General features: G+C 72.6%; 12 protein-coding genes and 1 pseudogene. 8 read left to right on the top strand and 5 right to left on the bottom strand.

The window, feature by feature from the left end:
* Positions 1–37 precede the first annotated feature (37 nt).
* A complete protein-coding gene (locus tag N1F89_RS15145) occupies positions 38–760 on the bottom strand; it encodes a nitroreductase (protein WP_290085037.1) in 723 nt (240 codons plus the stop codon).
* Between the two features lie 159 nt (positions 761–919).
* Here N1F89_RS15145 and N1F89_RS20710 point away from each other — a divergent pair.
* From N1F89_RS20710 to N1F89_RS15110, 8 genes and pseudogenes are all read left to right on the top strand, one after another.
* Positions 920–1,105: pseudogene (locus N1F89_RS20710) on the top strand (helix-turn-helix transcriptional regulator); the annotation flags it as partial.
* A gap of 45 nt (positions 1,106–1,150) precedes the next feature.
* The gene (locus tag N1F89_RS15140) at positions 1,151–1,531 is read left to right on the top strand and encodes a cupin domain-containing protein (protein ID WP_354670330.1); all 381 of its coding nucleotides are present in this window, start codon (positions 1,151–1,153) and stop codon (positions 1,529–1,531) included.
* Between the two features lie 82 nt (positions 1,532–1,613).
* Positions 1,614–2,810 (top strand): aminotransferase class I/II-fold pyridoxal phosphate-dependent enzyme, encoded by a 1,197-nt coding sequence (locus tag N1F89_RS15135; protein WP_290085035.1) that lies wholly within the window; start codon positions 1,614–1,616, stop codon positions 2,808–2,810.
* 156 nt (positions 2,811–2,966) lie between these two features.
* Positions 2,967–3,749, top strand: coding sequence for a trehalose-phosphatase (otsB, locus tag N1F89_RS15130; protein WP_290085034.1), 783 nt, complete (start codon positions 2,967–2,969; stop codon positions 3,747–3,749).
* Positions 3,746–5,530 carry a glycoside hydrolase family 15 protein gene (locus N1F89_RS15125; RefSeq protein WP_290085033.1) on the top strand — a complete coding sequence of 595 codons (1,785 nt, stop codon included), beginning with the start codon at positions 3,746–3,748 and terminating at the stop codon, positions 5,528–5,530. The genes otsB and N1F89_RS15125 overlap by 4 nt, the downstream gene beginning before the upstream one ends.
* The gene (otsA, locus tag N1F89_RS15120; protein ID WP_290085031.1) at positions 5,527–6,912 is read left to right on the top strand and encodes an alpha,alpha-trehalose-phosphate synthase (UDP-forming); all 1,386 of its coding nucleotides are present in this window, start codon (positions 5,527–5,529) and stop codon (positions 6,910–6,912) included. The genes N1F89_RS15125 and otsA overlap by 4 nt, the downstream gene beginning before the upstream one ends.
* A gap of 70 nt (positions 6,913–6,982) precedes the next feature.
* The gene (locus tag N1F89_RS15115) at positions 6,983–7,837 is read left to right on the top strand and encodes an SDR family oxidoreductase (RefSeq protein WP_290085030.1); all 855 of its coding nucleotides are present in this window, start codon (positions 6,983–6,985) and stop codon (positions 7,835–7,837) included.
* 33 nt (positions 7,838–7,870) lie between these two features.
* Positions 7,871–9,139, top strand: a complete 1,269-nt coding sequence (locus tag N1F89_RS15110) for a Glu/Leu/Phe/Val dehydrogenase (protein WP_290085029.1) — start codon at positions 7,871–7,873, stop codon at positions 9,137–9,139.
* A 47-nt stretch (positions 9,140–9,186) separates the two neighbouring features.
* Here the strand turns inward: N1F89_RS15110 and N1F89_RS15105 are convergent, their stop codons facing one another.
* From N1F89_RS15105 to N1F89_RS15090, 4 genes are all read right to left on the bottom strand, one after another.
* Entirely contained in the window at positions 9,187–10,479 is a 1,293-nt protein-coding gene (locus N1F89_RS15105) for an acetyl-CoA hydrolase/transferase C-terminal domain-containing protein (RefSeq protein WP_290085028.1), read from the bottom strand.
* A gap of 11 nt (positions 10,480–10,490) precedes the next feature.
* Positions 10,491–11,060, bottom strand: a complete 570-nt coding sequence (locus N1F89_RS15100; protein WP_290085027.1) for a hypothetical protein — start codon at positions 11,058–11,060, stop codon at positions 10,491–10,493.
* Positions 11,057–13,177 (bottom strand): 3-hydroxyacyl-CoA dehydrogenase NAD-binding domain-containing protein, encoded by a 2,121-nt coding sequence (locus N1F89_RS15095; RefSeq protein ID WP_290085026.1) that lies wholly within the window; start codon positions 13,175–13,177, stop codon positions 11,057–11,059. Before N1F89_RS15095 ends, N1F89_RS15100 begins: the two co-directional genes overlap by 4 nt.
* Positions 13,177–14,478 (bottom strand): acetyl-CoA C-acetyltransferase (locus N1F89_RS15090; protein WP_290085025.1); only part of this gene is annotated, 1,302 nt, incomplete at its 5' end. The genes N1F89_RS15090 and N1F89_RS15095, both read right to left, overlap by 1 nt.

The raw sequence follows: 14,478 nt of genomic DNA, 5'->3' as shown, positions 1-14,478 counted from the left end.
GGGCGGCGCTTGCGCGGCGCGGCGGCGCGGCCGGGCGTCAGCGCACGAAGGAGACGAACTCCTCGAGCGGCGCGCGCTCGGTGCGCAGCGCGTTCTCCGGCTTCGAGGCGTCCTCGCGGCCGAGCGCCATGCCGCACACCACGACCTCCTCCTCGGGGATGCCGAGGACCGGGCGGATCTGCCGGTGATAGGGCGCGAAGGCGGCCTGCGGGCAGGTGTGCAGCCCGCGCCCGCGCGCCGCGATCATCACCGACTGGATGAACATGCCGAGATCGACCCACGAGCCGGTGTTGAGCCGCCGGTCGATGGTGAAGATCAGCCCCACCGGGGCGTCGAAGAAGACGAAGTTGCGGTCGTGCTGGGCGCGCATGCGCTCGACGTCGCGCCGGCCGATGCCGAGCAGGCCGTAGAGCGCGTAGCCGACGGCGCGGCGGCGCGCCAGATAGGGCTCGAAGAACTTGTCGGGATAGTATTTGTACTCGTCCCACTCCGCCTTTTCGGCGCGGATGCCGGAGGTGAGGATGGCGTCGCTGATCTGCTGCTTGGCCCGGCCGGTGGCGACGTAGACCTTCCACGGCTGCATGTTGGTGCCCGACGGCGCGCGCGCGGCGACCGCCAGGATGTCGCGCACCGTCTGCTCGTCGACGGGATCGGGCAGGAAGGCGCGCACCGAGCGCCGCGAGGTCATCGCCTCGTCGACGATCGCCGCCGCGTCGCTCTCGCCCTCGCCGGCCGCCCGGTTGTCTTCCGATGCAAGCATGAAACGGATCCCCTGGCTGTGCGGGCAACGGCGCTGGCGCGTCCCGACGCTTCGGTCTAGGCTGCCCGCGCCCGGCACGCCGGACGATGCGGCGCGGCGGGCTCGTGAAATTTCTCTTGATTTTTTCATAGCACCCGCTTTGATGAAGTTCCAGAGCATATTTTCACGGAGGCTCCGCTGTCGGACACCGCAGACATCGCTGCGTCCGCCAAGGACCAGGCGCGCCGCCTGCTGACGCAGGACATCCGCGCCCTGCGCAAGGCGCGCGGCCTGACGCTGACGGCGCTGGCCGACAAGCTCGGCCGCTCGGTCGGCTGGCTGAGCCAGGTCGAGCGCGGCATCTCGCTGCCCTCGCTCGGCGACCTCAAGGCGCTTGCCGGCTCGCTGCGCGTGCCCGTCAGCCTGTTCTTCGCCCAGGGCGAGCCCGTCGAGACCGAGCGCGACGTGGTGGTGCGCGCCGCCGCCCGGCGCCGCCTGGCCGACAGCGAGGCCGGGCTGACCGAGGAGCTTCTGACGCCCGATCTCGGCGGCGGCTTCCAGGTGGTGCGCTGCTCCTTCGCGCCGGGCGCGCGGCGCGCGGAGCCGCGGCTGCGCCCGTGCGAGGAGGCCGGCCACCTGATCGCCGGCACGCTGGCGCTCGAGATCGACGGCATCTGGCACCGGCTGGAGGCCGGCGACAGCTTCCGCTTCCGCGGCAAGGCGGTGCGCTGGCACAACCCCGGCGGCGAACCGGCCGTCGCGGTGTGGATCGTCTCGCCGCCGGCGCTTTGAGGCCGCGCCCGCGCGGCGATTGACAGCGCCGCCGCGGCCTGCCAATCCGGGGCCCGATCCCCTTCAGCGAAAGGCCGACGCCATGCCCCGACCGTCCGATCGCGTTCTCGGCATCATTCCCTCCGGCAAGGACGGCTGGGAGGTGCACTTCGCCGCGCTGACCCGCAGGGAGGCCGGCGAGGACATCCTGATGCTGTCGGTCGGCGACCACGACTTCGACACGCCGGCCGCCACCGTGGAAGCCTGCGTGGAGGCGGTGCGCGGCGGCCGCCACCACTACATCCAGCTTCCCGGCCTGCCGCGCCTGCGCGCCGCGATGGCGGCGCTGTCGAGCGAATGCACCGGCGTGCCGACGGCGCCCGACGAGGTGATCGCCACGCCGGGCGGCCAGGGCGCGCTCTACGCCGCCGCCCAGGCGGTGCTCGACCCCGGCAGCCACGCCATCATCGTGGCGCCCTACTACGCCACCTATCCCGGCACGCTGCGCGCCGCCGGCGCCAGCGTCACCGAGGTTGTGGCCGAGGCCGACGACGGCTTCGAGCCGCGGCCGGAGGCGATCGCCGCGGCGATCCGCCCCGAGACCCGCGCCATCCTCATCAACTCGCCCAACAACCCGACCGGCGCGGTCTACCGGCGCGAGACCATCGAGGCGATCGCCGAGCTGTGCCGCCGGCACGACCTGTGGCTGTTGTCCGACGAGGTCTACTGGACGATCCGCGCCGAGGCGCCGCACGTCTCGCCGCGCGCCCTGCCCGGCATGGCCGAGCGCACGCTGGTCATCAACTCGCTGTCGAAGAGCCACGGCATGACCGGCTGGCGCATCGGCTGGCTGACGGCGCCGGCCGAGCTGGTGCGTCATCTCACCAGCCTCAACCTGGTCTCCACCTACGGCCTGGCCGACTTCGTCTCGCACGCCGCCGCCGAGGCGATCGAGAAGGCCAACGGCGTGGCCGAGATCGCCGCACGCTACGGCGCCCGCCGCAAGGCCTTCCTGGAGGCGATCCGCGGCCTCAACGCCGTCACCGTGCGCGGCTCGCAGGGCGGCATGTACGTCATTCTCGACATCCGCGCCGTCGAGCCCGACAGCGAGGCCTTCGCCTGGGCGCTGCTCGAGGCGGAGAAGGTCGCCGTGCTGCCGGGCGCCAGCTTCGGCCAGGCCGCCGAGGGCCATATCCGCATCAGCATGACCCAGGAGGAGGACGTGCTGGTCGAGGCGGCCCGGCGCATCGCCGCCTTCATCGGCCGCTACGCGGCGCAGGACCGGCGCGCGACGGGCTGAGGCGGCGGCTCGCACCGATGCGGCAAGATCCATGAGACAAGCCCTGGCGCCCTGTGGAAACCGCGTCTCGCGTTTCGCCGTCGTGGTCTGCGCCGCCGTCGTGGTCTAATGTCGCCAGCGAATCGCTCCCGCGGACTCACAGCCCAAGCGCATTCCATGTCCGGCCCCGTTCCGCTGCTCTCCTATGACGACCCCCGGCTGGTGCCGGGGCGCGTGGCGCTGTTCCTCGACTTCGACGGCACGCTGGCCGAGATCACCGAGCGGCCCGACGCGGTGCGCGTCGATGCCGAGACGCGCGCCATGCTGGCGCGCCTCGAGCGCGCCACCGGCGGCGCGCTGGCCATCGTCACCGGCCGCGCCATCGGCGACATCGACGGCTTCCTGGCGCCGCTGCGGCTGGCCGTGGCGGGCGTGCACGGGCTCGAGCGGCGCACCGCCGACGGCGCCCGCCTCGGCGCGGCGATCGACGAGGCGGCCGCCGCGCGCGTGCGCGCCAGCCTGGAGGCCGCCGCCGCCGAGATGCCCGGCACCCTGGTCGAGGCCAAGCCGGGCTCGCTGGCGCTGCACTACCGCCAGGCGCCGGAGCGCGCCGAGGCCGCCATCGCGGCGGCGCATGCCGCGGTCGAGGGGCTCGAGGGCGTGCACGTGCTCAACGGCAAGATGGTCGTCGAGGTCAAGCTCGGCAGCGCCACCAAGGCCGACGCGGTGGCCCAGTTCATGGACGAGCCGCCGTTCGCCGGCCGCCTGCCGGTCGTCTGCGGCGACGACGTGACCGACGAGGACGCCTTTCGCGAGGCGGCCGCGCGCGGCGGCGTGACCGTCAAGATCGGCCCCGGCGAGACCGTCGCCGGGCTGCGCGCGGCGGGCCCGGCCGAGCTGCGCCGCTGGCTCGTCGCGCTGGCCGACAGCTTCGAACCGGAAAAGGCGGAGACCGCGTGACCAGCCTCGACCTCGGCACCATCGGCAACTGCTCCTACGCCGCCCTGATCGACCGGGTGGGCCGCATCGTGTGGTGCTGCCTGCCGCGCTTCGACGGCGACCCCGTGTTCAACGCGCTGCTGCGCAACAACGGCGACGGCCACAACGACGGCGCCTTCACCGTCGAGCTCGAGGGCCTGACGCACAGCGACCAGTACTACGAGCACAACACCGCGGTGCTGACGACGCGGCTGCACGGCCGCGACGGCTCGGTCGAGATCACCGACTGCGCGCCGCGCTTCATGTGGCGCGACCGCATGTTCCGGCCGCAGACGCTGGTCCGCCGCGTCAGGCCGGTGTCCGGCACGCCGCGCATCACCATCAGGCTGCGCCCGGAGTTCGGCGACGGAACGGTGAAGCCGACGCTCGGCCGCGGCTCCAACCACATCCGCTACGCCGGGCCGGACTTCAGCGTCCGCCTGGCGACCAACGCGCCGGTCGACTACATCGTCAACGAGACGCGCTTCAACCTGGCGACGCCGATCGACCTCATCCTCGGCCCCGACGAGACGCTCGACGGCAATGTCGGCGACATCGCGCGCGACTTCGAGGAGCGCACCTGCAACTACTGGCGCGACTGGGTCGGCCGCCTGGCCCTGCCCTTCGAGTGGCAGGAGGCGGTGATCCGCGCCGCCATCACGCTCAAGCTGTGCACCTACGAGCAGACCGGCGCCATCGTCGCGGCGATGACCACCTCGATTCCCGAAGCGCCGAACAGCGGCCGCAACTGGGACTACCGCTTCTGCTGGCTGCGCGACGCCTTCTTCGTGGTGCGCGCGCTCAACAGCCTCGGCGCCATCCACACGATGGAGAACTACTTCCGCTTCCTGATGGACGTCGTCGCCGACGCCGACAGCGGCCATCTGCAGCCGGTCTACGGCGTCGGCCGCGAGGCGGCGCTGGTCGAGCGGCCGCTCGAGGCGTTCGCCGGCTATCGCGGCATGGGTCCGGTGCGTCGCGGCAACCAGGCCTACGAGCACTACCAGCACGACGTCTACGGCAACGTCATCCTCGGCGCCGCGCAGATCTTCTTCGACCGGCGCATCAAGATGGCGGCCGGGCTGACCGACTTCCGCCACCTCGAGGCGGCCGGCGAACAGGCCTTCCGGCTGCACGACCAGCCCGACGCCGGCATGTGGGAACTGCGCTCCCGATCGCGCGTTCACACCTCCTCAAGCCTGATGTGCTGGGCCGCCTGCGACCGGCTGGCGCACATAGCCAACCAGCTCGGGGAGCGCCAACGTGCCGGCTTCTGGAGAGAACGCGCCGACATCATCAAGCAGCGGATCCTGGCGGAGGCCTGGTCGGACAAGCGCAAGGCCTTCGTGGAAAGCTTCGGCGGCGAGACGCTCGACGCCAGCGTGCTGCTGATGGCCGAGGTGGGCTTCCTCGACCCGCGCGACCCGCGCTTCGTCAGCACCGTGGACCAGATCGAGCGCACGCTGGCGATCGGCCCGCACATGATGCGCTACGAGGCGCCCGACGATTTCGGCAAGCCCGAAGTGGCCTTCAACATCTGCGCCTTCTGGCGGCTCGACGCGCTCGCCCGCATCGGCCGGCACGAGGAGGCGCGCGAGATCTTCGAGACGCTGCTGGCGACGCGCAACCCGCTCGGCCTCCTGTCGGAGGACACCGATCCGGCGAGCGGCGAGATGTGGGGCAACTTCCCGCAGACCTACTCCATGGTCGGCATCATCAACGGCGCCAGGAGGCTGTCGAAACCCTGGGAGAGCGTGGTGTGAGACGGCTCGTGGTGGTGTCGAACCGGGTCGCAGACCTTTCGAAGACCACCCAGTCGGGCGGCCTCGCGGTCGGGCTCGCCGATTCGCTGAAGAGCCGCGGCGGCGTGTGGGTCGGCTGGGACGGCGCGCGCGCGAGCGACGCGGAGGCGCCGCTCGAGCCGCGCACGCAGACCTTCGGCGACGTCACCTCGGTGACCATCCCGCTCACCGAGGAGGACTATCAGGAATACTATCTCGGCTTCTCGAACTCGGTGCTGTGGCCGCTCTTCCACTACCGCCTCGACCTGGTCGAGTACCGCACCGCCTTCATGGAGGGCTACCGGCGGGTCAACGCCAAGTTCGCCGACGCGCTGACGCCGCTGCTGCGGCCCGACGACCTGGTGTGGGTGCACGACTACCACCTGCTGCCGCTCGCCGCCGAGCTGCGCAAGCGCGGCTGCCGGCAGCGCACCGGCTTCTTCCTGCACATTCCCTTCCCCTCGCCGGACATCCTGGCCGCCGTGCCGCGCCACCGCTGGCTGGTCGAAAGCCTGCTCGAGTTCGACGTGATCGGCTTCCAGACGCACACCGACCTCGGTAACCTGCACCGCTATGCGGAGGACCATCTGGGCATCGCGCTCGCCGACGAGAGCACGCTGCGCTTTCGCGACCGCACGGTGGTCACCGGCTGCTTTCCCATCGGCATCGACGTCGACGCCTTCGTCGCCATGGCCGAGACGCCGGTGGAAGCCGTGCAGATCGAGCAGATGCGGCGCAAGATCCTCGGCCGCAAGCAGATCATCGGCGTCGACCGGCTCGACTACACCAAGGGGCTGCCCGACCGGCTGCGCGCCTTCGAGCGCCTGCTCGAGCTCTACCCCGACATGCGCAAGACCGTGGCGCTGATGCAGATCGCCACGCCGACACGCCAGGACGTCGACGCCTATGCCGAGATCCGCGCCGAGCTCGAGGCGCTGTCGGGCAAGATCAACGGCCGCTTCGCCGACTTCAACTGGACGCCGGTGCGCTACATCCACCGCGCGGTGCCGCGCGAGGCGCTGGCGGCGCTGTTCCGCGCCAGCCAGGTCGGCTTCGTCACGCCGCTGCGCGACGGCATGAACCTGGTCGCCAAGGAGTACGTCGCCGCGCAGGACCCGGACGACCCCGGCGTGCTCGTCCTGTCGAAGTTCGCCGGGGCGGCCGAGGACCTGCGCGAGGCGCTGATCGTCAATCCCTATGACGTCGACGACATGGCCCGGAGCCTGCATCGCGGCCTGACCATGGCCCGCGACGAGCGCCAGGAGCGCCAGGCCGCGCTGATGCGCCGCATCCGCCGGCACGACGCCAAGGCCTGGCTCGACGGCTTCCTCGCCGCGATGGAGGACGACGCCGCCGCCGCGTGAGCCGGCGCCGGCGGGAACGCCCCCCTGCCCCGCGCGTTGGGCGACTGACCGCGAACAAGGGGAAATTGCCATGAGCGCCAGCGACGGCCTGCCGCCGCAGCACCAGCACCACCAGCCGGGCTCCGAGACCGAGATGCGGCCGAAGCCCGACCACCGCCCGCGCTATCCCGGCTCCGGCCGGCTGGCCGGCAAGGTCGCCGTCATCAGCGGCGGCGATTCGGGCATCGGCCGGTCGACCGCCGTGCTGTTCGCCCGCGAGGGCGCGCAGCTCGCCTTTCTCTACAAGGACGAGGACGACGACGCGGCCGAGACCGTGCGCCTCGTCGAGGCGGAGGGCGGCGAGGTGCTGGCGATGGCCGGCGACATCGGCGAGCGGGCGACCGCCGAGCGCCTGGTGGCCGAGACCGTCGAGCGCTTCGGCAAGATCGACGTGCTCGTCAACAACGCCGCCGAGCAGCACGCCGTCGGCGACTTCGCCGACATCTCCGACGCGCAGCTCCACCGCACCTATGCGACCAACGTGTTCGGCACCTTCTACCTGACGCAGGCCGCCCTGCCGCATTTGAGACGCGGCGCGGCGATCGTGTGCACCACCTCGGTGACCGCCTTCAAGGGCCAGGACCTGCTGATGGACTACGCGACCACAAAGGGCGCGCTGCTCGCCTTCGTGCGCGCCCTGTCGGGCAACCTGGCCAGCAAGGGCATCCGCGTCAACGGCGTCGCGCCGGGGCCGATCTGGACGCCGCTCATTCCGGCCTCCTTCCCCGCCGACACGGTGGCCGAGTTCGGCCAGAACACGCCGCTCGGCCGGCCCGGCCAGCCCAACGAGGTGGCGCCGGCGATGCTGTTCCTGGCCTGCGAGGATTCCTCCTACATGACCGGCCAGGTGCTGCATCCCAACGGCGGCACGCTGGTCGGCGGCTGAGCCGCCGTCCGGCATCGGGCATCGGGCGGAGCGATGGCTTCGGTCTTCAAGGGCGCGAAGAAGCGGCTCGACGAGGCGGCGCGCCACGTGCCGGCCGCCGAGGAGGCGCTGGAGAAGCTGACCTATCCCGAGGAGACGCTGTCGGCCTCGCTGTTCGTGCGCATGGACGACGGCCGGCGCGCCAGCTTCAAGGCCTGGCGCTGCCGCTACGACGCCTCGCGCGGGCCGACCAAGGGCGGCATCCGGTTTTCCGCCGATGCCTGCATGGACGAGGTCATGACGCTGGCCTTCTGGATGACCTTCAAGTGCGCGGTCGCCGACCTGCCCTATGGCGGCGGCAAGGGGGCCGTCTGCGTCGATCCCGCGAACCTGTCGACGAAGGAGCCCGAGCGGGTGGCGCGCGCCTATGTCAAGGCGTTCGCGCGCTTCCTGCATCCCGACCGCGACATCCCCGGCCCCGACATGGGCACCGACGCCATGGTGATGGGCTGGATGGCCGACGAGTACGAGGCGATCGTCGGCCACCACGCGCCGGCCGTCATCACCGGCAAGCCGGTCTGCCTCGGCGGCTCGCCGGGGCGCACGCGCGCCACCGCGCTCGGCGGCGTCTACGCGCTCGACGCGCTCACCTCGCGTCTCGCCATCGATCCGGAAGGCGCGCGCGTGTCGGTGGTCGGCTTCGGCAATGCCGGCTCGCACGTGGCAAGCCTGCTGCAGCGCCGCGGCCACACCATCGTCGGCGTGTCGGATTCGTCGGGCGCGCGCTACGACCCGGCCGGCATCGACCCCGCCCGCGTCGCCGCGCACAAGGCCGAGGGCGGCAAGATCGCCGAGCTCGACGGCTCGAGCGACGCCGAGACGATGAGCAACGCCGCGCTGCTCGAGCGGCCGAGCGACATCCTGGTGCCGGCCGCCGTGGCCGGCCAGATCCACGGCGGCAACGCCGACCGCATCGACACGCGCGTCATCCTCGAGCTCGCCAACGGGCCGGTCGACGCCGAGGCCGACGCCGCGCTCGACGCGCGCGGCGTGACGGTGATCCCCGACATCTTCGCCAATTCCGGCGGCGTGACGGTGTCCTACTACGAATGGGTGCAGAACCGCACCGGCCTGCGCTGGAGCGACCACGAGGTGACGGCGCGGCTGAAAGAGGCGATGGAGCGCGAGGCCGGCCGGCTGTGCGGCGTCGCGGACGCCAGCGCCATCACGCTGCGCAAGGCGGCCTACGTGCACGCGCTGCAGCGCATCGTCACGGCCATCGAGGCACACGGCACCAAGGCCTTCTTCAACGGCGGCGGATGAAGCGTTTCCGGCGAAGTGGAGACCGGTTCGCCGTCCGCGTCGACCGGTCAGCCGGTCTCGCGCAGCATTGCGAGCAGCAGCCGGGCATAGAGCCGCTCGCGCCAGCCCGCCGGCGACGCCAGATCCATGCGCTCCAGCGCCTCGCGCTCCGCCCCGTCGGCCGCGTCCTGCCACAGCGCGGCAAGCGCCGCGCGGGCCAGCCGCGGGCGCGAGGCGGCGACGTCGCGCAGCCGGCCGAGCGCCGGCAACAGCCGCTGCTCGACCGGGGTGAACTCGGTGTCGAAGGGGAACGGCCGGCACCAGCCTTCCTGGCGCAGCGGCGCCAGCGCGGCCGCGACGCGAGCCGGACGGTTGTCGCGGAAGGCGGCGGGAATGCGGTAGTCGCGCTCGATCTTGCCGGCCTTCTTGGCCTGGTCGAGCAGCTCGTCCTGAAAGGCCGAATCCGTCACGTTGAGCAGCGCGGCGATGCACTCGCGGTCGGAGCGGCCGCGCAGGTCGGCGATGCCGTATTCGGTGACGACGATGTCGCGCAGATGGCGCGGGATCGTCTCGTGGCCGTAGGACCACACGATGCGCGAGCGGTCGCGGCCGTCCTTGCGCCGCGTGGCGTTGAGGGTGATCAGCGAGCGCGCGTCGTCGAGCGCAAAGGCCTGCGAGACGAAATTGTACTGCCCGCCGACGCCCGACACGACGCGGCCGTCCTCCAGCCCGTCGGAGACGGTGGCGCCGAGCAGCGTGACCATCATCGCGTTGTTGACGAAGCGCGCGTCGCGCCGGTCGGCCCGCTTAGCCGCCTCCTCGCCGTAGAGCGCGTTGACGAAGGAGATCGCGCGCATCTGGAAGCGCGCCCGCTCGGCGTCGGAGAGCTCGCGCAGGAAGCGGTAGAACGCCGCGCAGCCGACGAAGAAGCCGGCATGCAGCAGCGCCCCGTCGGCGGCCGGCCGCGTGAGGATGCCCTCGCGGTAGAGCTCCATGAAGCCGTCGACCAGCATCTCGCTGGCGCCGTAGAGCCCGGTCTCGAAGCGGCCGGTCTCGGCCGGCGGGCCCTCGCGCTCCGGCGTCAGCCGGTCGAGCGCGGCGGCGAAGCGCTCGGGCGCGCGCTGGCGCAGCACCAGCCCGGCGGCAAACGCGTCGCCCAGCGAGCCGATGCCGATCTGCAGCGTGCCGCCGTCCTTGACCAGGCTGGCCGCGTGCAGCCCCACCGCATGGTCGGCGGCCGAGACCGGCTGGCGCGGCACGACGAACAGCGGGTCGTCGCGCCCCTCGCCGTCGAGCACGTGGTCGAAGGCGTCCGCCTCGAGCTCGGCCGGTCCCGGCATGTAGGGCAGCGCGTCGCTCACCTCGCCGACCATCAAAAACGGCGCGGAGCGGGCGCGCAGCGCCGGCAGGATGTCGAGCGTGATGTCGGTGTTGCACGACAGGCTGTAGCGGGCCGCCGCGCCCGCGCCGCGCCGCGCCGCGCGACGAGCTGGGCGATGACGTTGATGCCGCGCGCCAGGACGTAGCGCGCGGCGTGCGTGTAGTTGGCCGACACGTAGTCCTGCTGCGCCTCGCGGGCGCCGAGCAGGCGGCCGGCCAGCAGGAAGAACTCGCTCACCCGCACGTTGTCGGGCAGGCGGTCGGCGCGCCGCGGCCCGGCATAGGCGAGACCGGTGTAGCCGGCGTAGAGCCGCCGGTTGAGCGGCTCGACGAAGCGCCGCTCGAGATCGCTCGACCAGCCGGGCGGCTCCAGCGTCAGCGCGGTGAAGATGTCGAGCGAGATCGCCCGATCCGCCTCGGCGCGCGCATAGAGCGCGTTGGCCACGCGCACCGCCTTGCCGAGCCCGAGCGGCAGGGCCAGCACGATGCGGCCGTCGAGCGTCTCGATGATGCGGTCGGCCAGGCGCTCGGCGCTGTCGTGGATGTGCGGCGCGCCGCTCACCCGGCGGCGTCCGGCCGGTCCCAGCCGGGATCGGGCGCGAAGCGCGCGCCATGCGCCTCCTGCAGGCGCTTCAGCGCCGCCGCCACCTCGCCGCTGCCGCGCGTGCGGGCGTAGTGCATCGGCCCGCCGCGGAACGGCGCGAAGCCGGTGGCGAAGATCATCGCCGCGTCGAGCGTCTCGGCATCGGCCACCACCCCCTCGCGCAGGCAGCGCATGCAGGCGTTGACCATCGGCAGCACCAGCCGGTCGATCATCGCCTGGTCGGGCTCGGCGCCCGGCGTGCCCTTCCTCGGCTTGCCGTCGTCGCCGTAGTCGTAGAAGCCCTTGCCCGCCTTGCGGCCGGTCTCGCCCTTGTCGACCTTGTCGACCAGCCATTGCGGAATGTCGGGCAGCGGATCGTCGGTGCGCTCGGCCAGCATGCGCGCCACCTCGAGCCCGATGTCGAGGCCGACCCGGTCGGCCAGCTCGACCGGCCCCATCGGCATGCCGAAGCGCTCGGCCGCGCGGTCGATCGTCTCCTTGGCCAGCCCCTCGTCGAGCATGACGAAGGCCTCGGCGAGATAGGGCGTCAGCGCCCGGTTGACGAGAAAGCCCGGCGCGCTCTTCACCGGCGCCGGCAGCCGGCCGATGGCACCGCAGAAGGCGCGCGCCCGCGCCAGCGTCTCCGGCGCGGCCTTGTCGTGGCCGACGACCTCGACGAGCTCCATGCGCGTGACGGGGTTGAAGAAGTGCAGCCCGACCAGCCGCTCGGGCGCCGGCAGCCCCTCGCGCAGGGTCTCGAGCGGGATGCTCGAGGTGTTGGTGGCCAGCAGCGCGCCCGGCTTCATGCGCTTGGCGAGATCGGCATAGACCGCCTTCTTGACGTCGGCCTTCTCGGCCACCGCCTCGATGACGAGATCGGCCTTGGCCGCGCCGGCGCCGCTGAAATCGGGGATCAGCCGGTCGAGCGCGTCGCGCCGGTCGAGGCGCGAGCGCAGCTTCTTGTCGTAGAAGGCCGCCGCCCGGCCTACCGCCCGGGCGATGGCCGCCGGGTCGAGGTCGGCGAGCGTGACGGTCAGCCCGCGCGAGGCGCACCATGCGGCGATGTCGCCGCCCATCGTGCCGGCGCCGACGACGTGGACGTGGCCGACGCCGCTGTCGCCGCGACCGTCGGCGCGCAGGCGCTCGCGCAGGAAGAAGACGCGGATCAGGTTCTGCGCGGTGTCGGAGACGAGCAGCTCGGAAAAGGAGGCGATCTCGGCCGACTGCATCTCCTCGGCGTCGGCGCCGTGCTCCTCCCACAGGTCGATCAGCCGGTAGGGCGCGGGATAGTGCGCCTTCGGCGCCCGGTCCTCGACGCGCGCGCGCATCTGCCGGGCGGCGACCTGGCGCGCCGGGCCGAGCGACAAGACCGAGCTCTTCCAGCTTCCGCGGTCGGCCGCCAGCCCGCCGCCGACGGCGTCGCGCACCGCGTTGTCGACGTGGCGCTCCTCGATCACCGCGTCGACCAGGCCGAGCCGCTTGGCCTTGCGGGCATGCGCGGGCTTGCCCGTCAGCATCATCGTCATCGCCTCGAGCGGGTCGATCAGCGCCGGCAGGCGGAAGGTGCCGCCGAGGCCGGGGTGCAGGCCGAGCATGACCTCGGGAAAGCCGAGCGAGGCGCCGGCGATGGCGATGCGGTGGCGACAGGCGAGCGCCAGCTCGAGGCCGCCGCCGAGGCAGTGGCCGTGCACGACCGCGACCGTCGGCACGGCGAGGCCGGCCAGCCGGTCGATGACGCCGTGCGCGCGCTGCATGCGCGTGTGCACCGTCGCCGCGTCGTCGATGCCGCGGAAGTCGCGCACGTCGGCGCCGGCGGCGAAGCCCGACCGCTTGGCCGAGCGCACGATGAGGCCGCGCGCCTGGTCCGAGGCGGCCAGCGCCTCGACCTCGCCGAGCATGGTGTCGAGCTCCTCGAGCACCGCTTCGGAAAGCGTGTTGGCGCTCTCGCCGGCGCGGTCGAGCACCAGCCACAGCAGGCCGTCCCCGCCCTGCGACAGGCGCCAGTGCTCGAGCGTCTTCAGCCCGCCGTCGTCCGGCCCGAGCGCCATCGAGCGGTCGGCGAGCGCGTTCCAGACGGGGGTGTCGGTCAGCGGCATCACACCGTCTCCACAAGCATCGCGCCGCCCTGCCCGCCGCCGATGCACTCGGTGGCCAGCCCGCGGCGGTGGCCGAGGCGGCGCATCGCGTTGACCAGATGCAGCACGATGCGGTTGCCGCTCGTGCCGACGGGATGGCCGAGGCTGATGGCGCCGCCGTCGACGTTGAGCCGGTCGTGCGCGACGGCGCCGAACGGCGCGTCGAGGCCGAGCACGTCGCGGCAGTAGTCGGCGTCCTGCCAGGCGGCCAGGCAGGCCAGCACCTGGGCGGCGAAGGCCTCGTTGAGCTCCCACAGGTCGACGTCGGCGCAGCCGAGCGCCCGGCGTTTGAGCAGCGCGGTGGCGCACAGCGTCGGGCCGAGCCCCATGATCTCGGGGTCGAGCGCCGACCATTCGCTGTCGACGATGCGCGCCAGCGGCTCCAGCCCGTGCCGCTCGACCGCCGCCTCCGAGGCGAGCACCACCCAGCTCGCGCCGTCGGTGATCTGCGAGGAGTTGCCCGGCGTCACCTTGCCGTAGGGCCGCTCGAACACCGGCTTGAGGCCGGCGAGCTTGTCCAGCGTCGTCTCGCGCCGCACGCCGTCGTCGGCCTCGTAGAGCGTGCCGTCGCGGGCGATCGCCGGGATCACCTCGCCGGCGAGCCAGCCCTCGTCCTGGGCGCGGGCCAGCCGGCGGTGGCTCTCCAGCGCATAGCCGTCGGCCGCCTCGCGGCTGATGCCGAACAGATGGCCGATCACCTCGGCCGTCTGGCCCATGTTGAGGTCGGTGATCGGGTCGGTCAGGCCGCGCTCCAGGCCGACCACCGGCCGCGCCATGCCGGGCCGCAGGTCGCCGAGCGCCGAGGTCTTCTGCCAGGCCGACTTGGCGGTGGCGAAGCGGCCGAACCACTCGACCGCCTCCTGGCGCAGCACGAGCGGCGCGTGCGACAGCGATTCCGCGCCGCCGGCCAGCAGCAGGTCGGCCTTGCCGGACTCGATGGTGCGAAAGGCGCTGTCGATCGACTGCATGCCGGAGCCGCAGTTGATCTGCACGGTGTAGGCCGGCATCGCCGCGCCCATGCCGAGCCGCAGCGCGGCGACGCGGGCCGGGTTCATCTCGTCGGCGATGACGTTGACGCAGCCGAGCACGACGCCGTCGAAGGCGTTCGGCGCGAAGGGCTGGCGCATCAGCAGCGGCCGGCCGCACTGCACGGCGAGGTCGACCGGGGTGAACGGGCCGGGCTTGCCGCGCGCCCGCAGGAAGGGCGTGCGCGCGCCGTCGACGAGATAGACCGGCCGGCCGCCGCCGCCACCGGCTGGCGT

Origin of the sequence: Aquibium sp. A9E412, from assembly GCF_030398335.1 — a bacterium.
Lineage (GTDB): Bacteria > Pseudomonadota > Alphaproteobacteria > Rhizobiales > Rhizobiaceae > A9E412.
The sequence above is the reverse complement of the archived record's forward strand: the minus strand, read 5'-3'. Positions and strand labels throughout refer to the sequence as shown.

Excerpts from the sequence above, each read along its gene's own strand:
- N1F89_RS15145 (WP_290085037.1), bottom strand. The coding sequence starts at position 760 with ATGCTTGCATCGGAAGACAACCGGGCGGCCGGCGAGGGCGAGAGCGAC.
- N1F89_RS15115 (WP_290085030.1), top strand. The coding sequence starts at position 6,983 with ATGAGCGCCAGCGACGGCCTGCCGCCGCAGCACCAGCACCACCAGCCG.
- N1F89_RS15095 (WP_290085026.1), bottom strand. The coding sequence starts at position 13,177 with ATGCCGCTGACCGACACCCCCGTCTGGAACGCGCTCGCCGACCGCTCG.
- N1F89_RS15110 (WP_290085029.1), top strand. The coding sequence starts at position 7,871 with ATGGCTTCGGTCTTCAAGGGCGCGAAGAAGCGGCTCGACGAGGCGGCG.
- N1F89_RS15135 (WP_290085035.1), top strand. The coding sequence starts at position 1,614 with ATGCCCCGACCGTCCGATCGCGTTCTCGGCATCATTCCCTCCGGCAAG.
- otsB (WP_290085034.1), top strand. The coding sequence starts at position 2,967 with ATGTCCGGCCCCGTTCCGCTGCTCTCCTATGACGACCCCCGGCTGGTG.